Here is a 20,220-nt window from a genome sequence, read left to right on the forward strand (position 1 = left end):
CGGCGGCAACAGGAGACAACCCGATGACCACGGCGCCCCCGGCCCTTCCCCCGGGCCTTGCCCAATCGACACTGACGCTCGAGCAGTACGACGCGCTGCTCGCGAAAATCTACGAAGGTCCGCTGGAAGACGTGCCATGGGGCGGCGCGCTCGAACGGATCCGCGTGCACCTGGACGCGAACTACGTGACGATGATCCTGCGCTGGCCCGCCAGCGGTCACGCGGGGCTGATGATCAATGCGTCCGAACACGGCACGCCGCTGCCGGGTGTCGCGTCGTACAACAATTACTATTACGCGCTCGATCCGTTCGTGAACCTGCCGAGCGATCGCGTCGTCACCGTCGACGAACTGCTCGGCGTCGGCGTCTGGCGCAGCAGCGCGATGTATCGCGAGTTTCTCGAGCCGTTCGACGTCGGCTACCTGATGGGCGCCGACCTGCGCACGCCCGACGGGATCGAATGCCGGTTCCGCGTGTGCCGCTCGCATCACGGCCGCGCGTTCTCGGTGACCGACAAGGCTGTCTGCAACGCGCTGCTGCCGCACCTGAAGCGCGCGGTGCGGCTGCATGCGAAATTCGGGATGGTCGAATCGGAGCGCACGCTGTACGCGAGCACGATCGACCGCATGCTCGTCGCGACCGCGATCCTCGACGAGCGCGGCACGATCATGAAGACCAATTCCGTCGCGGACGAGATCTTCGCCGAATGCGACGGCCTGCGCGTGCGCGGCGGTGCGCTCGAGGCGTCGTATCCGCTGGAGGACCGCAAGCTGCAGAAGCTGATCCGGCAGGTGCTCGCGGAGCGCGCGGGCGGCGCGCCTTCGGTCGCGCAGGCGATCGCGGTGCCGCGCCCGTCCGGCAAGCCGCCGCTCGGCGTGCTGATCCGCGCGGTCCCGCTCAGCGAATGGTCGGAGGACAATCCGCGCCAGCCCGCGTGCGCGATCTTCATCCGCGATGCGGAGCGCAAGTCGCAGGCGTCGCACGACATCGTGCGCAAGCTGTTCGATCTCACGCCGGCCGAGACCGCGCTGGCGCTCGCGCTCGTCAACGGGTCGACGCTCGAGGAAGCGGCCGACGAACTCGAGATCAGCAAGAACACCGCGCGCTCGCATCTGCGTGCCATTTTCTCGAAGACGGGCGTTACGCGGCAGGCCACGCTCGTGCGGACCTTGCTGAACAGCGTGTTGTCGCTGGGGTGATGCGTTCGCGCGCCGCCGTCGAATCCGCCTGATCCGTTTCAACGTCGAAGCCCGGGCATGGGCGCCCGAACCTGTCGATCTCTTCAACGCCGCAGGAGACGGGCACGGAAGGCTTCGCAGGAAAAGCCGCCGTCGTGACCGGCGCGGCCACCGGCAGCGGACGACAGGCCGCACTGTGTTTCTTTCGCGCAAGCCGGTGCGCAGGTCGCGTTGCTCGACACCGTGGTCGCCGCCGCCGAATACGCCGTGCACGACATCGCGCGCCGGGGCGAACCGCGCGACATCGCGGAAACGGTGACGTGGCTGTGCTCGCCGGCCGCGCGCTTCGTCACCGGTCAGGCGATCGCGGTCGACGGCGGCTTCACCGCGTGCCGATCGTGTATTACCATCGGCGCTTCCTCGTACGCTTCGTCGCGCCGCGTGCGCCCGCCTGGCCACCGGCGAGCCGCGCCCCCTGTTCGCATGACCTCACCCGTTCCGTCCGACGCCGCGCTGCGGCCGCAGCCGATCGATGCGCTGACCGTGCCGGCCGCGCTCGACGGACGCGCGGGCACGAACCGCTCGACCAGCGCGCACCCGCAGATCGCCGCGACCCATGATCTCGACGCCGTGCGCGCCTGGCTCGCGCGCTTCGTCGATACGCCCACCACGTTCCAGAACTACCGCAAGGAAGCCGAACGCCTGCTGCTGTGGGCCGTGGTCGCGTGCGGCAAGCCGCTTTCGTCGCTCACGCACGAGGATCTCGTCGTCTACCGGCAGTTCCTGCTCGCGCCCGCGCCGGCCGACGTGTGGTGCGCCAACGGCGGCCGCAAGCATCCGCGCGGCGACCCGCGCTGGCGGCCGTTCTACGGGCCGCTGTCGGCGGCCAGCCAGCGGCAGGCGATGGTGATCCTGAACGTGATGTTCTCGTGGCTCGTGCAGGCCGGCTATCTGGCCGGCAACCCGCTCGCGCTGTCGCGGCAGCGGCAACGACGGCCCGCGCCGCGCGTCACGCGCCATCTCGGGCCGCCGCTGTGGCAGGCGGTCAAGGAGGCGATCGCCGCGATGCCGCGCGACGATGCGCGCGCTGCCTTCCACGCGGATCGCGCGCGCTGGGTGTTCACGCTGCTGTACCTCGGCGGGCTGCGTATCACTGAAGCAGCCGAGACGACGATGGGGCAATTCTTCGCACGGCGCGACGCGAACGGACGCGATCGCTGGTGGCTCGACGTGACCGGCAAAGGCGGCCGGCAGCGGCTCGTGCCGGCCACCGCCGAGATGATGGCCGAGCTCGCGCGCTACCGGCACGCGCATGGCCTGCCCGCGCTGCCGGCCGACGGCGAGCCCACGCCGCTGGTGCTGCCGGTCGGTCACGCGCGCAAGCCGCTCACGCGCGCGGCGCTGCACCGGATCGTGAAGCAGGTGTTCCGGTTCGCGGCCGACCGGTTGCGTGCGCAAGGGGAAGCAGGCGAACAACAGGCGAGCGTGCTCGAACAGGCATCGGCCCACTGGCTGCGCCATAGCGCCGGCTCGCACATGGCCGACGGCCGTGTCGACCTCCGGCTCGTGCGCGACAACCTCGGACACGTGTCGTTGACGACGACGAGCCAGTATCTGCACGCGGACGACGACTGGCGACACAGTGAAACCGAGGCGAAGCACCGGATCGGTTGGTGAGCGGTGCGCCGTTCGACCGCTTCAATAAACGGCCGCCCAATGCCCGGGCACCCACGCCCAGTGGTTGCCGGCCCAGCGGTAATGGCCCTTCGCCCAGCGATAGCCAGGCGCGGGCGGCGGCGGCATCACTTCGGCGACGGGCGCGGGCTGCGGCGGCCGCGCCGGTTCCACCACGCATGCGGACATCAGCGCCGCGCTCGTGGTCACCACGACGGCAAGCGCTACGGATCGGATCTTCATCATCGATTCTCCCTGTTGTGTCATCGGTTGGACGGTGCGAATACGCACATGCCGCACATGCCGCACATGCCGTGCATGACGTGCATGCCGCACGTCACGCGATTCCGCGAATGAGGCCCGTCATCGGCCGCGTCGCGCCGCTTTCCGCGAACAGCGTGGACGCGGTACGGCCGGGATCGAGCCGCAGGCTTTCGGCGGCCGCGCCCGCGATCAGCGCGTCGAGCGATGCGGTCGGCTTCAGGTCGCGCCCTTCGTACAGGTCGCCCGGCCGCAAGCCGGGCCAGTCGGCGATCACGCGTCCGCCCGCGACCGCCCCGCCCGCCAGCATCGCGACCGACGCCTGCCCGTGATCGGTGCCGCCGGTGCCGTTCGCGGCGGCGGTGCGGCCGAACTCGGTCGCGACGAGCACCGTGGTCTGCTGCCACACGGGCCCGAGACCGTCGCGCAATGCGGCGAGCATCGCGTCGAGCGCCTTCAACTGATTCGCGAGCCGCGCGTTCTGCGCGCTGTGCGTGTCCCAGCCGCCCGTCTCGATCATCGCGATTCGCGGGCCGTCGTCGCGCGCGAGAAACGTCGCCGCGAGCTTGCCGACGCCCGCCGGATCCTGGCGCGCCTGCGCGTCGCCGGCGAGGCCGCGCGCGGCCATCGCCGATTGCCACAGCGGCCCGAGCTGCGCGTCGGCCTCGTACAGCGCCGACACGCGCGCGAGCAGGTCGTCCGGTGCGGCCGGCAAACCCGACGCCGCATACGACGCGGCCTGCACGCCGCCGCGCAACGCGAGCGGCACCGTCGGCGCGAACGCGATCGCGCGGTCGCGCGTCGCCGGCAACATCGCGGCGAGCCGGTTCAGCCAGCCGTCCTTCACCTGGTACGGCGCGCGGCCGCCCGTCTCGAGCACGTTCTGGCCGTCGAAATGCGAGCGGTCGCGATACGGCGATGCGATCGCGTGGACGAACAGCGCCTGTTTGTCGCGAACCATCTGCCCGATCTGCACGAGCGACGGATGCAGCGCGAACGTGCCGTCGACGCGGGTCGCCGCCGCTGCGTCGATCGCCAGCGGGCCGCGCAGCGACGCATAGGCCGGTTCCGCATACGGGACGACGATGTTCAGCCCGTCGGCCGCGCCGCGCTGGATCACGAACACGAAGCGCCGGTCGGTTTCGACGTTCGCGAACACGATGCGCGGCGCGACGAGGATCGCCCCCGCACCGGCGGCGGCGATGCTCAGGAAATGTCGACGGGTAAAGGATCGAGCCATGGTCATCTCCGTTGGAAATCGGGCGACACGAGCAGCAGCGCGAGCGACGTGGTCGCGCTCTCGGCACGCGACAGCGCGGTCGCCGTCGGCGCGCTCAGCGAGCCGGCCAGCAGCGTATTGCCGAGCGTGCGTGGATCGAGCCGGTCGCCTGTGCGCGCGGCGAGCCGCTGCGCGATCTCGACGCGGCGCACCAGCGCGTCGGGGGCGGCCCAGCTCGCGGCGACGTCGTCGTAGCCGGCCGGCGATCCCGGCCGCCACACCGGCTGGCCGAGCTGCGCGAGCAGCGGCGCGGCCTTCAGGTCGCCGGTGTCGCGCCAGCCGAGCCCGCGCAGCGACGACACGGCCCACTCCCACGGCGTCTTGAACTTGCGATTGACCGGCGACCATGCGTCGGGCGCGTCGACCAGCGCGCGATAGACGGTCGGCAAATCGCCGCCGCTCGCATCGAATGCGCGGGCGAGCCGGTCGGTGAGCGCGGGCGGCGGATTGTCGGCGACGAAATGGCGGGCGAGCTGGAACGCGATATGCCGGCCCGTCGCCGGCGAACGCGCCAGCTCGCCCAGGATCGCACGCGCCTGCGCTTCACCCGGCTGGTCGTACGTGCGGCCCATCACCGTGCGCGCGCCCGGTTCGTGCAGCTTCGGACGAAACACGAACGCGCCGGGCGCCGCATCGCCGGGCTGCGGCCCGCGTCCGCCGGCGATGCTCCAGCCGGTCAGCGCACGCGCGAATTCCGTCACGTCCGCTTGCGTATAGCCCGTGCGTACGCCGAGCGTATGCAGCTCCATGATCTCGCGCGCGAGGTTCTCGTTGAGGCCGCGCCGCGCCGCGGGATTGCGGGCTTCGGCGCGCAGCGCGGCCGGGCTGTCGGGGCCGATCGAGCGCGCCTGGTCGAGAAACAGCTGCATCGCCGGATGCTGCTCGACGGCGACGAGCATGTCCTCGAAGCGGCCGAGCACGTGCGGGCGGATCGCATCGCGCTCGAATGCGCCTGCGTATGCGGCGACCTGCCCCTTGTCGACCGACACCGCGAAATGGTTCGCCCAGAAATGCACGAGACGCTCGACGAACGGCGCGGGCGTGGCGAGCGCGCTGTTCAGCCGTGCGGCGACCGCGCTGCGATACGCGGCGTAGCCATCGCGGCGGATCGATTGCGCGGTTGCGCGCCGGGCCGCCGCGTCGTCGCTCGTCTTCGCGTCGCGGGTCGTCGCGAAGCGCGTGGCGAGCGTGACCGCGTCCGGCTCGCCGGCCCACGCGGCCGGCCGCGGGTCGAAGCGGTCGAACTGGGCGACCAGCGCGGCCTTCGGATCGACAGGCGGCGCTTGGTCGGCCCGCGCGCCGAGACCGAAGCGGTTCAGCGCGATGGCGGCCGGTGAGATGTCGTTCGGATGGTCCATGACGGGGGTTCTCGCGATGCGTACCCGTGTTTAACGGGGGCCGGCGGGAAATCCGTCGCGGAATCGGCGAAATATTTCGGTTCCGGCGCGGAGAGGTCGACGCTTGCCGTCGGCTTTCAAGCAGCGGCGGACACGCGCTTGCCGCGCCCAATCGTCAGATCGTTCCGAACCATCGGCCGGTAGGCAAAAGGAGCATTGATGGCGCCTCCCGCACTTGCCACAATGCTCAAGGCACGCGGGATCGGTTGCGCGCGCGATGCAGTGACGCATGAGGGCTCTTTCAATGACCCACGACAGCGTTCGTGTTGCCGTGTTGATCACGATGCCGCACAGCCACTACAGCGAAAAAGCGCGGTGGGCGCTCGACCGGCTGTCGCTGCCGTACCGGGAAACACCGCATGCCCCGCTGCTGCATCGGCTGGCGACGAAACGCAACGGCGGCAGCAGCGTGCCGTTGCTGGTTCATGACGGTGCGCGCTTCATCGATTCCACCGCTATCCTGATGCATCTCGACGCCGTGTGCGGCGGCGATGTGCTGTATCCGCGCGATGCCGCGCTGCGGCAGGAAGTCGAAGCGCTGGAGACGCGGTTCGACGAAGTGCTGGGTCCGCATGCGAGACGTTGGGCCTATGCGCAATTGCTGCCGGACCGCAGGCTGCTGCTGCGCATCATGTCGCGCGGCGTGCCGCGGTTCGAGGCCGTGTCGCTGCCGGTCATCATGCCGGGTGTCGTGACGCTCATTCGCGCAGCGCTCAGGATCACGCCGGACAGTGCAGCTCGCTCCATCGAGCGCGTGCGTGCGATCTTCAAGGAAGTCGACGCCCGGCTGGGCGATGGCCGGCGCTTTCTCGTCGACGACCGCTTCACGGCGGCGGATCTGGCATTTGCGGCGCTGGCCGCGCCGGTGCTTTTTCCCGCGGAGTATCGTGCGGCTTACCCTTCGCTCGATGACGTGCCCGCGGCGATGCGCGACGAAGCCCTGCGGCTGCGGGATACGGCGGCAGGAAGGTTCGCGATGCGCTTGTATGGGGAAGAACGCGATCGGGTGCGTGCCGTTTCCTGACGCAGGCAATTCGCGCCCGATGACGAGCGCCACGCATTCGATGCGTGACCGGATTCCGTTGCGACGGCAGGCTCGGTCGCAGCCATGTCGAATGCGGAATGGGGAATGCGGAATGGGGAATGCGGAATGCGGAATGGGGAATGGGGAATGGGGAATCGCGACAGGATTTTCGCGCACGGCGATTTCCTCCGCCGCACGCTGCCGGATGGCACTCTTCCGAGCAGGTTCGTGACGCTCACCCGAGCTCGAACGACGTCACTCCGAACACGCGGTCGATCGCAATCCCGGGCGCTTCTTTCGTATACATCCGCGCGGTCTCGAATACGCTCGACATGCCATGACGTTCCGCCAGTGCCACGGCTGCGGGATTCGTTTCCGGCACGTCGAGCACGATCGCCTCGCCGGGCATGCGCGACGCCAGCGCACGAAAGAGCCCCGTGGCGACGTCGGCATCATCGGCGAAGAGCGGGCCGATCTTGCAGCCCGCGTGGCAGCGGCGCACGACCCCGTATCCGGCGACACGGCCGGCGTCGATCGTAGCGAGCGCAACGGCATCCGGCTGCGCGATCCACGCGGAGACGAAACGCTCGCGCGCCGCCGGAAAACACTGGCGATCGTAGGCAAGCAACTGCTCGAACGGGACATCGCCCGCTGCGGCCACATGCGCGCACCCGATGCCGCTCACGCGCCCCTGATAGCGGATGTTGCGATACGCGAGCCGGAACCCGGACTTCCTGTAGTTCGCCTGCTGGGCAACGACACCGTCCAGGCCGACGTTGCGATCCCCAAGGTAACGCATGCCGTGCTGCCAGATGCGCAAGCCGAAGCCCTGGCCGCGAAACCCGGGTTTCACGATGTAGAGACCGATGAAGCCGAAGTGTGCGTCATAAGCGACGGCGGCGAGGCACGCGACCGGCTCGCCGCGCCAGACGCCGACGAAAAAACCGGCCGGGTCGGCTGCCCGGAAACACTGCGGGTCATGGCGGCCGGGGTTCCACCCTTCCGCGGCCGCCCAGTCGACCGACATGGCCACCTCACTGGCCGACATGGTGCGCACGATAAAGTCTTCGCTTCGATCCATGGTTCGCCCCTGCCGCGGCGCTCGAGATTGCCGCCTCGCGTTGCGGTGAATACATCGGGAAGGTGCTGCCGATCGGGCCATCATAATCCCGGCGGCGGATCTCGGCGTGGACGGTCATTCCGTGCGGTCGCTGGAAGACACGTTGCCGGTCGAAGCGGACGGTCACGCAGCGATCGCCGCGAAGCCGCCCCGGACGACCGGGTCACGCTGCCGGCCGCCTTCGGCCATCCGAACGGGCGGCCAGCGGATGGGCGAGCGTGACGCGTCCACACGCGCCGCTGCTTACCGGCTCGCCGTCACCCCTTGCTGCTTCTGCCATCTCGCCGGCAATCGCCAGTTCCCGCTACGCCGCAACCCGTCGACGAACTTCGCGCGCTCGTCCGGCGTCAGCGTCGCCGCGAACTCGACGACACTGCGCTCGACCTGCCCGCGCAATGCACTGTCTGCCGCCCGCGTCCGATCGAGCGCCGCATCGATCGCCGCGCGATCGAGCTGCGGCGCCGCCAGCAGATCCAGCACCGTGATGCGCCCGTCACGCCCTTCACGAGCGAAATCCCGGCCGTCCTTGCGGGCCGCCTTCAGCGCCGCCGCGAATTCCTGCCGACGCGTATCGGACAATTGGTCCGCGGCGAACCGCAACGCCGTACGCTGTCCGGGCATCCCGGCGCCATGCAGGTCACGATGGGTCGAGAACCACTGATACGCGCCGCCGCCGATCGCGCCGAGCATGAACACGTTCAACACGACCGACCCGACGAGCATGAATTTCCAGCCGCGTTCGCTCATTCGTCGCCTCCGTCGATGCTCGGGCCGCCGAACGTCGTCGTCAGGTAGCCCGGTTCGTGTTGCGCGATCGGCGCGCTGCCGAGCATCAGCATCGACACGGCCACTGCGCCCGCCAGCGCGCCGGCCAGCCCGACGCCCGCGACCGCCGCGCCCGACCACCACACCGTTCCCGGGCGCCGCGCACGTTGCGGCGCGGGCGTCGACGCGACGATGCGTTCGACCAGCGCCGGCGCGGGCGGTGCGACCGTGTCCTGCATCAGCCATGCATCGAGCTCGGCGGCATCGTCGAGCGCCTCCAGCGCGTCGCGCGGATGCGCTTGCGCCCACGCTTCGGCCGCCGCGCGTTCGTCTTGCGGCCAGCGCCGCGCATCCGAGCCGTACGCGGCGACGATGGTACGGAATCGTTCGGGTGTCATCGCTTGTCCTCGCTAGGTGGGTCGCCGGCCAGTTGCGCGCGCAGGTTGCGCCGCGCGCGCGCGAGCAGGCTTTCCAGCGCATCGACGGTGATGCCCATCAGGTTGGCCGCTTCAACGTTCGACATGTCCTGATAGTACTGGAGCACGAGCGCTTCCCGCTGCCTCGGCGGCAACGCGGCGAGTGCCTCGCGCACGCGCGCATCGCGGGAGCGCAACTCCGCGTGCGCGGCCGGCTCGGGTTGCATGTCCGGCACGTCCGGCAACGTGTCGACCGGCTCCTCGCGCCGCCCGCGCAAGCGGTCGTAGCACAGGTTCAGCACCACGCGATGCAGCCACGTGTCGAAGCGCGCTTCGCCGTCCCGCCAGCGCGGCGCGTGATGCCAGATCCGCAGGAAGGTTTCCTGCGCAACGTCTTCGGCCTCGGTCCGGTCGCCGAGCATGCGCGTCGCGAGCGCGAGCAGGCGCGGCAGCTTGCGGGCGACGAGCACGCGCACGGCCGACGCGTCGCGCGCGCCGACCCGCGCGACGAGTTCCGCGTCCGGATCGGCGTCGCTCAACGCAGGCTGCTCCGCAACGTGCCGCGCGAACGCCGCATGCTGCCGGCGGGTGTGCCCGCCGTCCGGCTGAAGCTCATCGTCGTGCTCTCCTTGCATGCGTCGGGCCGGCGCCGCACGGCGCCACGCCGGCGCGTCGGCACCGCGTGGTGCGCCGCGCCCGGGCTCGGCCCGGTCGGTTTCGTCTGCATCCGGTTCGAGCGGCATCTCGATCCGGTCGATCGCCCGCCGGCCGGCGCGATCAATATACGACGACCGGCGCGGGCCGGTAATACACCGGGCGCGCCGGCACCACGACGCAGCCGGCCAGCACGACGGCCGCGGCTGCCACGATCAAAAGGGTTCTAAAAGGCATGGTTCGACCGATGAAGTTGTGTGGAAGTCCCGCCGCACGGGCGCTGCGCGTCACGCGGCACCTTGCGCGTCAAGCCCAGTGACCCGGCACCCAGCGCCAGTTCGGGCCACGCGCGGCCCAGTGCCCGGGCACCCAGTGATAACCGGCCCGCACCCCCTGCCAGTGCCCGGGAATCCACACGTAGCGGCCCTGCCGCCAGTGCCAGTGGCCCTGATCCCATACGTAGCCCGCGCGCGGCACCGGCATCACTTCGACGCGCGGCGGCGGCGGCGCGACCGGCGCGACGATGACGGCCTGCGCGAATGCGGCGGACGTCGCCAGCGCGGCCACGCATCCCGCGGCAAACCGTAATGAAATGGAAAGTTTCATGCAAGACTCCGAAGCATCGTGTATCGACCGTTCATGGCCGGAAGTGGCCGTTCGTTCGTTAAACGACGCATGCGGCAAAATTCCGTCGCGGCGCACGCAAATAAATTTCTGCCGCGCCGGCGACCCTGCACGCGTCGATCGATGCGGAGCGGCCGTGCGTTGACGACCGTCTGTCACAACCCGGCAAAACTGCGCTTCGACAATGCGTGTCACCGGGATCCCGCTCGTTTCCGGCCCACGCCCCGGACGCGCTCGCGCACGGCCGGGCGGTTCCGCATTTCGCGTGTCACCCAACGAAAATACGACCATGTCGAACCAGGACAACTTCCCCGCCGAGTCGAACGAGCCGGCCGCTTCCGTATCGCGTCGCGGCTTCCTGAAACTGGCCGGCGTCTCCGGCCTCGCCACCGCCGCGGGCGGACTCGCGGCCGCCCGTGCCGCCGCGTCGAACCCGGACGGAACCCCCGAACAGGTGCACCTGACGTGGGGCAGCGACCCGACGTCCGAAGTCGCGATCTCGTGGGCGTCGCTCGCGCCGGCCGTCAATCCGCGCGCGCGCATCGTCGCCGACGGCGAACCGGCACGCACCGTGCACGGCGTGCAGCGCCTCTACACCGACGGCCTGAACGGCGAAACCGTGTTCACGTACCACGCGCGCGTGCACGGCCTGAAGCCGAACACGCGCTATCGCTACGAACTGACGGCCGACAACGACAGCAACGCCGCACAGCCGTTTGCCGCGACCTTCACGACCGCGCCGCGCGGGCGCGCGCCGTTCCGCTTCACGAGCTACGGCGACCTCGCGACGCCGAACGGCGCCTGGGTGCTGTCGTCGCCGCAAAGCCGCTTCGCGGTGCAGGCGGTCGAGCAGTTCCAGCCGCTGTTCCACCTGCTGAACGGCGACCTCTGCTACGCAAACCTGAACCCCGCGCATCAGCCGGAGGTGTGGCGCGACTTCGGCAACAACAACCAGACGTCGGCCGCGAACCGCCCGTGGATGCCGTGCCCCGGCAATCACGAGATCGAATTCAACAACGGCCCGCAGGGGCTCGACTCGTATCTCGCGCGCTATATGCTGCCCGAGAACGGCACGCGCTTTCCGGGCCGCTGGTACAGCTTCCGCGTGAGCTCGGTGCTGTTCATCTCGCTCGACGCCGACGACGTCGTGTACCAGGATGCGGCCGCCTTCGTCGGCGGCCCGAATCCGCTGGTGCCGGCCGCGAGCACCGGCCATGCGCCGATCGAACCGGGCACGTCGTTCTACGTGCGCGGCTACAGCGACGGCGTGCAGACGCGCTGGCTCGAGCACACGCTGCGTCACGCGTCGCACGACGACGAGATCGACTGGATCGTCGTGCAGATGCACCAGGACGCGCTGAGTTCGTCGAAGACGGGCAACGGCTCGGACAAGGGCATCCGCGAGGCATGGCTGCCGTTGTTCGACCGTTACGGTGTCGACCTCGTGCTGTGCGGTCACGATCACGACTACGAGCGCAGCTACCCGGTACGCGGCTGCAATCACCGCGCGGGCGTCGATGCGTCGACCGGCGAAGTCGTCGAGACGCTGCAGCCGCGTCCGGTCGGGTCGACCGATCCGGACCGCACGACGTTCGACACGAGCCACGGCACGATCCACCTGATCCTCGGCGGCGGCGGCACCAGTGCGCCGCTCGACGTATACGGCGAGAACCCCGCGACCGGCTTTGCGCAGGCCAAGGTGTTCACGAAGCCGAACCGGCCGGTGCCGGGCACGGCGGCGAACACGTTCGTGCGCAAGCCGGCCGATGCGCTGGAGGATGCGATCTGGTCGGCGCGCCGCGATACGGGCACGGGCTACGGGATCGCGGTGTTCGACCACGATCCGGGCAAGCCGGGCGGCCACACGACGATCACGATGCGCTACTACCACGCGCCGGGCGCGGATCAGCACCCGACCGCGCAGTACGAGCTGTTCGAGACGATCGAGCTGAGCAAGAAGCGCGGCGAGCGCTGATGCGGCGGCGGCCCGCGGCGCGTGGTTGCGCGACGGGCCGCCGGAGCGGGTTGGCGCGGGACATCGCGCGCCATCCGCTTACGGATGCGACGAATACGTGATGGTCCGCTTCACGCAGATTGGCCGCGCCGGTTCATCCGCCGCACGTTGCATGCGCATCGCCACGTCGGCTTCCACCGCAAGCCGCGTTGCCGCTAGCTGCGCGATTCCAGCGCGATACGCACGGCCAGTCCGGCCAGCACGGTCCCCATCAACCAGCGCTGCACCCGCGCCCAGACCGGTCGCTCGGCAAGAAACCCCGCGATCGAGCCGGCCATGCTCGCGATCAGCGCGTTGACGCTGACGCTGACCGCGATCTGCACGCATCCCAGCGCCAGCGATTGCGCGAGCACGCTGCCGTGCCCCGGCGTAATGAACTGCGGCAGCAGCGACAGGTACATCACCGCGATCTTCGGGTTCGCGAGGTTGGTGACGAAGCCCATCGTGAAGAGCCGCGCGCCGCTGTCGTGCGGCAACTGCCGGACCTGAAACGCCGAGCGCCCGCCCGGCTTGAGCGCCTGCCACGCGAGATACGACAGGTACAGCGCGCCGGAGAAACGCAGCACGTCATACGCGTACGGCACCGTCAGCACCAGCGCGGTAATGCCGAATGCCGCGCAGAACATGTAGAACACGAACCCCAGCGCGACGCCGCCGAGCGACACCAGCCCCGCGCGGCGGCCCTGGCAGATCGAGCGGGAGATCAGGTAGATCATGTTCGGGCCGGGCGTCAGGACCATGCCGAGCGACACGAGTCCGAAAGCAATCAGGGTGGGCAAGGCCGGCACGGTGGTCTCCTTCAGCGCGATGAACTCGGGGCGAGTGTCCGAGAATGTATTGCAAGTCGATGGCCGTCGGCATGAATAAACTGCAAGTTACCCATGAGCGCGCTTCATCACGTCATCGCCTCATCGTCTCATTGCCCCACCGCCCCGCTACTTTCCATTCTTCGCCCGCGCCCGAATCGCCTTTCCCGCCTTCACGCGCTGTGCATCGACCTCCTTCACGAATGCATCGGCGACCGCGTTGCCCGTCGCGTTCCACGACAGACGCACGGAACGGTGCAGCTTCGGCGACAGCTCCAGCACCCGGCCGCCGAACCGTGTGTAGGTGAGCGTGATGCGCGGGACGATCGACACGCCCATTCCCGCCTCCGCCATCGACAGAATGGTCCGCATTTCGACCACGTTGAATGCGGCACGCAGCGACGCACCGTTGCGCGCGAAGTAATCCGCGATGACCGGCCCGCACCCCGCCTTCGAGAAAATGAACGGCATCGTCGACAACAGTTTCGCCGACACGCTCTTGCGGCCGTCGAACATGCCGTCCGCCGCGACCGCGATGAAATCCTCGTCGAGCAACGGCAGGTTGTGCGCGAAGGTCTTCGTGCCGGCGACCACGCCGATGTCGGCGGTGCCGTCGTCGAGCCACCCTTCGACTTCCGCGTCCGTGCCTTCGAGCAGCACCGCCGTCACGCCCTCATGCGCGGCCTTCAACGCCTCGAGCGCGGGTACGACGAACGCGAGCGAGACGCTCGGCAGCGACGCGACCACCAGCCGCCCTTCGAGCTTGCCGCGCGACAGGCCGAACTGCTGGCGCAAAGTCTGCGCTTCCCGGACGACGTTCTGCACGTACGGCCACAGGCGCGCGCCGGCAGCGGTCAGGACGACCGGCTGGCGGTCGCGCAACAGCAGCTTGACCTCGGTGATGTCCTCCAGTTCGGTCAACGCGTGGCTGATCGCGGATTGACTGCGACTGAGCCGGTCGGCCGCGGCCGTCAGCGAGCCGAGTTCGACTACGGCAGCCAGGGCCTGCAATTGCGCAAGCGTCATCTCGCCTCCTTGTTTCGGTCCATGTATTTTTCACATGATAGAGCGACATATCATGAATGATATTGAACCACGGCGACGATCTCCGATGGCGCGCAATCCCGTGACCGTGCCCGATGCCTCGCTCGGGTAAGATTCAGCCTCGAACCGTGTCGAACGCCGTCGCCGGGCACGCACCGCCTGCCTGTCGATTACCGACGGCGGGCGATGCAACCGGACGACCGCTTCGACCCACAACCAAACAACGGCGTGCGCCGTCGCACGCACCGGCCCCGGGTGCCGCCGACCGCCCCGTTGCCGCTCATGTCTCGACCTGCTCCCGATGATTCATCTCGATCTGACTGAAGGTGTGCTGGTTTCCAGCCTGCACGGGCTCGCGCTGCTCGACCTGATCGGCATCGCCGTCGCACTGCTGCTCGGCGGGATGGTCAAGGGGGTCACGGGCATCGGCGTTCCGCTGGTGGCGATGCCGATCCTCAGCCAGTTCCTGCCGATCCGGCACGCGGTGCTGCTGCTGTCGATGCCGATCATCCTCGGCAACATCCCGCAGGCGCTGGAAGGCGGCGAGCTACTGGCGACCGCGCGCAAGATCGCCGCACCGATCGCGGGCACCGTGTTCGGCAACGTCGTCGGCGTCGCGATTCTCCTGTCGCTGAACGCGGGCCACGCACAGGCCGCGTCGGGCGCGCTGCTGATCGTCGCGGCAACCCTGATGCTGAGCGCACCGAAGCTGAATCTGCCGGAGGCATGGCGGAAGCCGGTCGGGTTCACGCTCGGGTTCGGCGCGGCGCTGATGGAAAGCATCGCGTCGGTGCCGGGGCCGCTGCTCGCCACCTACCTGATTTCGTCCGGCGCGACCGGCCGCGTGTTCACGAAGCAGATCGCGATCATCCTCGTGGTGTCGATCGTCACGCTGATCACGACGTTCAGCGGCGCCGCGCACGCGAGCGCCGCCGACCTCGCGATTTCGGCGGCGGCCAGCCTGCCCGCCATCGCCGGCATGTGGCTCGTTCGCCCGTTGCGGGACAAGATGTCGCCGCGCGTATTCCGGATGGTCGTCCTGCTGTTCGTGCTCGCCGCCGCGTCCCAGATGATCTGGAAGTCAGGCATCTTCCGCCACGCGGCACCGTCCGCCGCCCAGGTCGACACCGGGCACGCAGGCACGAAATGACGGCGGCCGCGCGCCGCCCGCCATCGCGCCGATGGATGTCGCCGCGCCGGCACGAAATCGCGCATGCGTTCTGAAAGCTGACCCGCGTAGTATTCGCGGCCTCGACGACCCGCGACCGGCTCCGTGAAAACGGCAACGCGCGGTTCGGACCGATATTGCCACCCGCCCGCCGCCGCGACGGTGGCGACGGCGCGATTTCAGAGGCGTCAAATGGAAACATGCGTGTTGCCGGGCTGTGGATTCGGCCTCGGTTTACTGATTGCCGTCTGGGGGATCTGGTCGCTCACGTGAGCCGGCTTGCTCCGGCGCAAGCGATCCGTAGGTAAAGATACGGCGAATTGTATTTTCCCGCCGGTCGGGCCGCCCGATCGATTCGCAGTCCGACATGAACGGCACGCGATTCACGACCGGGGACATCGGCCGCATTGCGCCCGCCAGTCCGGTCTCCGTCCGTTCCCTCGTCAGCCGCGATCCCCAAGACACGTTAGACTGTCTCGATGGAACAATGCCGTTATTGCCAGAGAATCCGCGATGAATGGGATTGCCACGGGGACGAATGCCGCCGGGCAATCGCGAAGGCACTGCGCCGGCAGCGCGCGGGCCTGCCGATGGTGCCCGATCGCATCCGCAACGAGCTGCCGTCCGGCGCGCCCACCCAGCAGGTGATCGCGGTCCTGTCGCGCCAGCGCCTGCGGGCGCGCCGCGGCAATGAGGAACGCCGCGAGCGCAAGGAGATCGACGACGCCGACGGCGTCTGATCCGGCAACGCCCCCCCCAACACCCCCAACCCGCCCCGCCTGCCGGCGCCACGCCGCCGCGCGTTCGCCCGTGCGCGGCGCGTCGCCGCTCCCGCCCGCCACCGGTCTGCAATTCGCGCAACGCAGAATGGGGACGGATCGAATGTCTCGTGAAATTATTACCCCGGTTGCAATGATCTTTCGCCGGAATCCACGTTTACCCTAGGTCTACCGACGCCTACGATGTAATCAATCGCTTACGACATGGTGTCGCCGGCGAACTCAATAGAACATCGGAGGTCATCATGAAATCGCTCGTTTCCGCAGTCGTCGCCGCTGTCGCCCTGTCCGCCTCGTTCGGCGCCTTCGCCCAAAGCACCGTGACCCGCGCGCAAGTGCGCAACGAACTCGTCCAGCTCGAGAACGCCGGCTACAAGCCGAGCCAGTCGAGCCCGTACTACCCGGCCGACATCCAGGCCGCGCAAGCGCGCGTGCACGCCGCCGACGCCAGCGGCTACGGCGCACAGCCGGCCCCGGCCGTCCAGGGCGGCGCACCGGCAGTCAAGGTGCGGAACGCGCGCGACTCGGTCTACTTCGGCCACTAAGCCCGCCACTGCGCGCATCGCGCGCAGCGAGCCCGGATCCAGCGAGCCCGTCCCGTGACGGGCTCGTCGCGTTTCCGCCCCGCCCTGGAGCGGCCTGCCGTCAGCGGCTGCCCCCTGCCACCACGCGGCCGTCGGCATCCTCGGCGAGGCCGCCACCCAGCAGTTCCTGGTAACGCACGCACGCGCACTGCGCGGACGCCTTCGCTGCGTACATCGCCGCATCGGCCTTGACCAGCAGTTCCTCGGCCGACGCGCCATCGGCAGGATATTCGCTGACGCCGATGCTCGCGCCCACGGCCAGGTGCCGGTCGCCGAACTCGAGCTCCTCGGCCATCACGATCTGGATCCGCGACGCGATATCGCCGATCACCGCCGGCGATCGCACGTCCGAAATCAGCACGATGAATTCGTCGCCGCCGAGCCGCGCGGCCATGTCGCCGCCGCGCAGCACGTGACTCAGTCGTTTCGCCACCGCGACGAGCGTACGATCGCCGGCCGCGTGCCCGTGCTGGTCGTTGATCTGCTTGAAGCGATCGAGATCGACGAACATCACCGCCAGCCCCTCGCGCACCGCGGCCGCATGCCGGATCGCGGCGCCGAGATGTTCCATGAACAACAGGCGGTTCGGCAGGCCGGTCAGCGGATCGTGACCGGCGAGATGCGTCAGTTCCAGCTGCTTCGCGCGCAGCATCGCGACCTGCGTGCGGATCTCGACGCGCATGCTGTCGAAACAGCGCGCCAGCACGCCGATTTCGTCGGCCCGCGCGACGGGCAACCGTTCGGCGGCCGGATCGTCGAACACGTGGGTCGCCGCGCGCGCGAGCATCTGCAACGGCCGTGTGATCGCGCGCGCGAACAGGATCGCGAGAATCACCGCCGCCACGCTCATCAGGAGCACCATCCGGACGATCCGCTCCCCGAGAGCCCCGGCCGGCGCCAGCACGTCCGTGAGCGGACGCGCCATGCCGAGCACGACGAAGCGGTTGCCCTCGTTGTTGCCGAACGGCATGCGCACGAACGCGACCATCTGGCCCGGGACGTCGTCGGGCTGCGCGAGACCGTTGAGCGTCACGTTCGTGCGGGTCCCGACGAACAGCAGCCGCGTGTCGGGAAAGCTGTCCTGCATCAGCACGCGCCGCCCGCGATCGAAGCCGAAGATCTGCGACGGATCGGGGTGCACGAGGAAATCGCCCCATTCGTTCGAGAGATACACCGCGTAGTCCTGCGGCAGATCGCGTTCGAGCCGGTCGAACATGCGCGACAGCTCGACGTCGACGACCAGCGCGCCGACGACCTGGTCGTCCTGGTCGACGACCGGCGTGCCCACGCGCAGGATCGGCAGCCCTTCGGCCGAATGCGAGCCGGTCTCGTGATTGATCACGATCGGCGACAGGTAAATATGTCCGGGTGCCGTCGCAAGCGTATCGAATACGTAGGAAAACTGCCCTTTTTCCTGGAATGCACTCTCCGGCAGCACGACGATGCCGCGCGCGTCGCGATCGACGCGAATCCGCTCGAGCCCGAAATCGCCGCGCGCGATCAGCCGGACCTGCAGATACTCGGGGTGGTTCTTCATGAAGCTGTAATAGACCTGCTCGAGCCGCGTGCGCGACGCGCGATCGGTGCCGTCGCCGACCGCGACGCGCGCCGCCGACGGCAATTGCGCGAGCACGAGCGCATCGTCGGCCACGTCGGACAACGCGGTCGTGAAGCGCTGACCGAGCAACTGGGTCGACATCAGCAGGCTGTGCTGCGCCTCCTGCACGAGCATCGTCCGGTTCGAGCGATAGGTGTAGTAGCCGGTCGTGCCGGACGCGATCACGCCGATGCACGCGAACAGCGCCGACAGCTTCGACGTGAGCCCGAGCCTGATCATTTTTCGAACCGCTCCGGCCGGTCGCCCGATACGATGCGGCTCCACAGCGACTCGCGCCGCGCGATGTCCTCGACCGGCTGGATCCAGACGAGGTGCTGATGGCCGGCCTCGAGACCGGCTGGCGGTTCGAGCGTATTCGCGAGCCCCTGGCGTTCGGTCAGCAGCGCGCCGATCGCCGGTTCGAGCATGTAGTTGATCCACGCGAACGCGAGCTGGCGATGCTCCGTGCCGCGCGTGACGCCCCAGCAGTCGAGCCACGCGAGCGCGCCTTCGTCCGGAATCACGTAGCCGACATCCGCCCCGGCGCGACGCAGCTGCTCGACCTGCTGCGTGCCGTAGTTGCCGAACATCAGCGCCGCGTGATGCTGGACGAACAGCGCGGTCGCCTCTTCCGGAAGCGTGTAATACGTGAGCAGGTTGCGTCGCAGGTCGACCAGCTTGTGCGCGACGGCAAGCGTTTGTGCGGGCGACAGGCGAAACGGGTCGGGATAGCCGAGCGCGAGCGCGGTGAACGAAAAATTATGCTGCGCGCTGTTGAAGTCGAGCACCTTGCCGCGGTAACGCGGATTCCAGAGTTCCCGCATCGAGTGTGGCGCGGCCGGCACCTGCCGGCGATCGTAGATCAGCCCCATCGACGAATACGTGAACGGAATCGCATAGGTCGAACCGTTGTGCACGAGCCCGCCGATCGTCGCGATCTGCTGGAAATTCGGCAGTTGCCGCCGGCGGTTCGGGATCTGCGACAGGTTGATCGGCGTGAGCAGGTCGTCGCGCGCATAGCGCTGAATCTCGGCCGTGTTGGCCGCGAGCACGTCGTAGGGCGGCGGCGACGCGCTGTGCATCCGCGCCCACAACGCTTCGTCGGAATCGACGAACGTCACTTCGACGCGTACATGGAATCGGGTCTCGAATGCACTGACGACATCGTTGTCCGCATAGCCGGGCCATGCAAGGATGCGCAGCACGTTGTCGCTGACGGTCTCGGGAGAAGCGGCGCACGCAGGCAGGCCCGACAAGCCCAGCGTCAACATGACAAACCAGCGGCACACGGCACGGCGCGCACGCCGATGCGCGCCGATTCCCCTGATCAATCGGTCCTCGCCCGAATTCCCCGAATGCATTCGACTGTCCTTTTTCGAGTCGATGCGTGATCCTGCAACAAGACCATAAAAAATATCGCCGCGCAATTGGAACTAGCCGCACGCGCGTCGTATCCGCTCATTCGGCGTGCGTAATACGTGCACGCGTTCGATCGCCTGTCGTCGCGCTTGCGCGAACCCGGTCGAGCGAACGAACAATGATCAGTCGAAAGGCATGACGCGACGGCTGCCGGTTCCGGTCGCGACCATGGCGGCACCCCGCATGCATCGCGCACGCGTTCGGTGCGTTCAGTGCAATCGGCGATGCGGGTCATCCATCGCGTGGTGTCACCCCCATCCGCCTGCATGTGCGTCGCGTCGTCGCATGTGCATTCGCGCCACGCCTGCGCGAACGCCGCGATCACGCGCGACAGATGCGCACGCATCGACATCGCCACGAAAGCGCGACCGGCCGCGGCCGTCGCGCTTTCCTTTTCGGGCCGGTCGTCGGACAATG

At 68.7% G+C, this 20,220-nt stretch carries 19 protein-coding genes; 7 read left to right on the plus strand and 12 right to left on the minus strand.

The features are described 5' to 3' along the window. Nucleotides 1-23 precede the first annotated feature (23 nt). Together U5771_RS11550 and U5771_RS11555 are read left to right on the plus strand one after the other, a co-directional pair. On the plus strand, nucleotides 24-1,199 hold the full coding sequence (locus U5771_RS11550) for a helix-turn-helix transcriptional regulator (protein WP_322024084.1): 1,176 nt from the start codon (nucleotides 24-26) through the stop codon (nucleotides 1,197-1,199). A 210-nt stretch (nucleotides 1,200-1,409) separates the two neighbouring features. Continuing rightward, on the plus strand, nucleotides 1,410-2,855 hold the full coding sequence (locus U5771_RS11555) for an SDR family oxidoreductase (RefSeq protein WP_322024085.1): 1,446 nt from the start codon (nucleotides 1,410-1,412) through the stop codon (nucleotides 2,853-2,855). 21 nt (nucleotides 2,856-2,876) lie between these two features. Here U5771_RS11555 and U5771_RS11560 read toward each other — a convergent pair whose 3' ends face one another. The 3 genes from U5771_RS11560 to U5771_RS11570 all read right to left on the minus strand — a co-directional run bounded on the left by U5771_RS11560 (nucleotide 2,877) and on the right by U5771_RS11570 (nucleotide 5,750). Beyond that, nucleotides 2,877-3,095, minus strand: coding sequence for a hypothetical protein (locus tag U5771_RS11560; RefSeq protein ID WP_322024126.1), 219 nt, complete (start codon nucleotides 3,093-3,095; stop codon nucleotides 2,877-2,879). A 94-nt stretch (nucleotides 3,096-3,189) separates the two neighbouring features. Then, nucleotides 3,190-4,353 carry a DUF1501 domain-containing protein gene (locus U5771_RS11565; RefSeq protein WP_322024086.1) on the minus strand — a complete coding sequence of 388 codons (1,164 nt, stop codon included), beginning with the start codon at nucleotides 4,351-4,353 and terminating at the stop codon, nucleotides 3,190-3,192. Between the two features lie 2 nt (nucleotides 4,354-4,355). Further along, entirely contained in the window at nucleotides 4,356-5,750 is a 1,395-nt protein-coding gene (locus U5771_RS11570; protein ID WP_322024087.1) for a DUF1800 domain-containing protein, read from the minus strand. Between the two features lie 283 nt (nucleotides 5,751-6,033). On the opposite strand from U5771_RS11570, the gene U5771_RS11575 reads away from it, so the two are divergent. Continuing rightward, nucleotides 6,034-6,813: a glutathione S-transferase family protein gene (locus U5771_RS11575; protein ID WP_322024088.1), complete on the plus strand. Its 780-nt coding sequence runs from the start codon at nucleotides 6,034-6,036 to the stop codon at nucleotides 6,811-6,813. Between the two features lie 235 nt (nucleotides 6,814-7,048). Here U5771_RS11575 and U5771_RS11580 read toward each other — a convergent pair whose 3' ends face one another. The 5 genes from U5771_RS11580 to U5771_RS11600 form a co-directional block, all read right to left on the minus strand. Continuing rightward, a complete protein-coding gene (locus tag U5771_RS11580; RefSeq protein ID WP_322024089.1) occupies nucleotides 7,049-7,894 on the minus strand; it encodes a GNAT family N-acetyltransferase in 846 nt (281 codons plus the stop codon). 282 nt (nucleotides 7,895-8,176) lie between these two features. Beyond that, nucleotides 8,177-8,680: a periplasmic heavy metal sensor gene (locus U5771_RS11585; RefSeq protein ID WP_322024090.1), complete on the minus strand. Its 504-nt coding sequence runs from the start codon at nucleotides 8,678-8,680 to the stop codon at nucleotides 8,177-8,179. Next, complete coding sequence (locus tag U5771_RS11590) at nucleotides 8,677-9,096, minus strand: hypothetical protein (protein WP_322024091.1); 420 nt, start codon at nucleotides 9,094-9,096, stop codon at nucleotides 8,677-8,679. Before U5771_RS11590 ends, U5771_RS11585 begins: the two co-directional genes overlap by 4 nt. Further along, complete coding sequence (locus tag U5771_RS11595) at nucleotides 9,093-9,857, minus strand: RNA polymerase sigma factor (RefSeq protein WP_322024092.1); 765 nt, start codon at nucleotides 9,855-9,857, stop codon at nucleotides 9,093-9,095. Before U5771_RS11595 ends, U5771_RS11590 begins: the two co-directional genes overlap by 4 nt. A 217-nt stretch (nucleotides 9,858-10,074) precedes the next feature. Further along, the gene (locus U5771_RS11600) at nucleotides 10,075-10,374 is read right to left on the minus strand and encodes a YXWGXW repeat-containing protein (protein WP_322024093.1); all 300 of its coding nucleotides are present in this window, start codon (nucleotides 10,372-10,374) and stop codon (nucleotides 10,075-10,077) included. Between the two features lie 307 nt (nucleotides 10,375-10,681). Here U5771_RS11600 and U5771_RS11605 point away from each other — a divergent pair, with 307 nt between their 5' ends. Continuing rightward, the gene (locus tag U5771_RS11605; protein ID WP_322024094.1) at nucleotides 10,682-12,367 is read left to right on the plus strand and encodes a metallophosphoesterase family protein; all 1,686 of its coding nucleotides are present in this window, start codon (nucleotides 10,682-10,684) and stop codon (nucleotides 12,365-12,367) included. Between the two features lie 194 nt (nucleotides 12,368-12,561). Here U5771_RS11605 and U5771_RS11610 read toward each other — a convergent pair whose 3' ends face one another. Together U5771_RS11610 and U5771_RS11615 are read right to left on the minus strand one after the other, a co-directional pair. Then, entirely contained in the window at nucleotides 12,562-13,194 is a 633-nt protein-coding gene (locus U5771_RS11610; RefSeq protein ID WP_322024095.1) for a LysE family translocator, read from the minus strand. 147 nt (nucleotides 13,195-13,341) lie between these two features. Then, nucleotides 13,342-14,238 carry a LysR family transcriptional regulator gene (locus tag U5771_RS11615; protein ID WP_322024096.1) on the minus strand — a complete coding sequence of 299 codons (897 nt, stop codon included), beginning with the start codon at nucleotides 14,236-14,238 and terminating at the stop codon, nucleotides 13,342-13,344. Nucleotides 14,239-14,557: 319 nt separating this feature from the next. Here U5771_RS11615 and U5771_RS11620 point away from each other — a divergent pair, with 319 nt between their 5' ends. The 3 genes from U5771_RS11620 (at nucleotide 14,558) to U5771_RS11630 (ending at nucleotide 16,748) form a co-directional block, all read left to right on the plus strand. Then, nucleotides 14,558-15,406, plus strand: a complete 849-nt coding sequence (locus U5771_RS11620; protein WP_322024097.1) for a sulfite exporter TauE/SafE family protein — start codon at nucleotides 14,558-14,560, stop codon at nucleotides 15,404-15,406. 497 nt (nucleotides 15,407-15,903) lie between these two features. Beyond that, nucleotides 15,904-16,164, plus strand: coding sequence for a hypothetical protein (locus tag U5771_RS11625; protein ID WP_006760082.1), 261 nt, complete (start codon nucleotides 15,904-15,906; stop codon nucleotides 16,162-16,164). 284 nt (nucleotides 16,165-16,448) lie between these two features. Then, entirely contained in the window at nucleotides 16,449-16,748 is a 300-nt protein-coding gene (locus tag U5771_RS11630) for a DUF4148 domain-containing protein (RefSeq protein ID WP_322024098.1), read from the plus strand. A 100-nt stretch (nucleotides 16,749-16,848) separates the two neighbouring features. Here the strand turns inward: U5771_RS11630 and U5771_RS11635 are convergent, their stop codons facing one another. Both U5771_RS11635 and U5771_RS11640 read right to left on the minus strand, forming a co-directional pair. Continuing rightward, nucleotides 16,849-18,624 (minus strand): diguanylate cyclase domain-containing protein, encoded by a 1,776-nt coding sequence (locus tag U5771_RS11635; RefSeq protein ID WP_322024099.1) that lies wholly within the window; start codon nucleotides 18,622-18,624, stop codon nucleotides 16,849-16,851. Further along, entirely contained in the window at nucleotides 18,621-19,745 is a 1,125-nt protein-coding gene (locus tag U5771_RS11640) for an extracellular solute-binding protein (protein WP_322024100.1), read from the minus strand. The genes U5771_RS11635 and U5771_RS11640 overlap by 4 nt, the downstream gene beginning before the upstream one ends. Between the last annotated feature and the right edge of the window lie 475 nt (nucleotides 19,746-20,220).

This window comes from Burkholderia sp. BCC1977 (genome assembly GCF_905339595.1).
Lineage (GTDB): Bacteria > Pseudomonadota > Gammaproteobacteria > Burkholderiales > Burkholderiaceae > Burkholderia.

Bases quoted from the DNA above. Each gene is read 5' to 3' on its own strand.
- U5771_RS11580 (WP_322024089.1), bottom strand. From the start codon at position 7,894: ATGGATCGAAGCGAAGACTTTATCGTGCGCACCATGTCGGCCAGTGAG.
- U5771_RS11550 (WP_322024084.1), top strand. From the start codon at position 24: ATGACCACGGCGCCCCCGGCCCTTCCCCCGGGCCTTGCCCAATCGACA.
- U5771_RS11625 (WP_006760082.1), top strand. From the start codon at position 15,904: ATGGAACAATGCCGTTATTGCCAGAGAATCCGCGATGAATGGGATTGC.
- U5771_RS11605 (WP_322024094.1), top strand. From the start codon at position 10,682: ATGTCGAACCAGGACAACTTCCCCGCCGAGTCGAACGAGCCGGCCGCT.
- U5771_RS11640 (WP_322024100.1), bottom strand. From the start codon at position 19,745: ATGCATTCGGGGAATTCGGGCGAGGACCGATTGATCAGGGGAATCGGC.
- U5771_RS11565 (WP_322024086.1), bottom strand. From the start codon at position 4,353: ATGGCTCGATCCTTTACCCGTCGACATTTCCTGAGCATCGCCGCCGCC.
- U5771_RS11560 (WP_322024126.1), bottom strand. From the start codon at position 3,095: ATGAAGATCCGATCCGTAGCGCTTGCCGTCGTGGTGACCACGAGCGCG.
- U5771_RS11635 (WP_322024099.1), bottom strand. From the start codon at position 18,624: ATGATCAGGCTCGGGCTCACGTCGAAGCTGTCGGCGCTGTTCGCGTGC.
- U5771_RS11590 (WP_322024091.1), bottom strand. From the start codon at position 9,096: ATGACACCCGAACGATTCCGTACCATCGTCGCCGCGTACGGCTCGGAT.
- U5771_RS11630 (WP_322024098.1), top strand. From the start codon at position 16,449: ATGAAATCGCTCGTTTCCGCAGTCGTCGCCGCTGTCGCCCTGTCCGCC.
- U5771_RS11615 (WP_322024096.1), bottom strand. From the start codon at position 14,238: ATGACGCTTGCGCAATTGCAGGCCCTGGCTGCCGTAGTCGAACTCGGC.
- U5771_RS11575 (WP_322024088.1), top strand. From the start codon at position 6,034: ATGACCCACGACAGCGTTCGTGTTGCCGTGTTGATCACGATGCCGCAC.
- U5771_RS11570 (WP_322024087.1), bottom strand. From the start codon at position 5,750: ATGGACCATCCGAACGACATCTCACCGGCCGCCATCGCGCTGAACCGC.
- U5771_RS11585 (WP_322024090.1), bottom strand. From the start codon at position 8,680: ATGAGCGAACGCGGCTGGAAATTCATGCTCGTCGGGTCGGTCGTGTTG.
- U5771_RS11595 (WP_322024092.1), bottom strand. From the start codon at position 9,857: ATGCCGCTCGAACCGGATGCAGACGAAACCGACCGGGCCGAGCCCGGG.
- U5771_RS11620 (WP_322024097.1), top strand. From the start codon at position 14,558: ATGATTCATCTCGATCTGACTGAAGGTGTGCTGGTTTCCAGCCTGCAC.
- U5771_RS11600 (WP_322024093.1), bottom strand. From the start codon at position 10,374: ATGAAACTTTCCATTTCATTACGGTTTGCCGCGGGATGCGTGGCCGCG.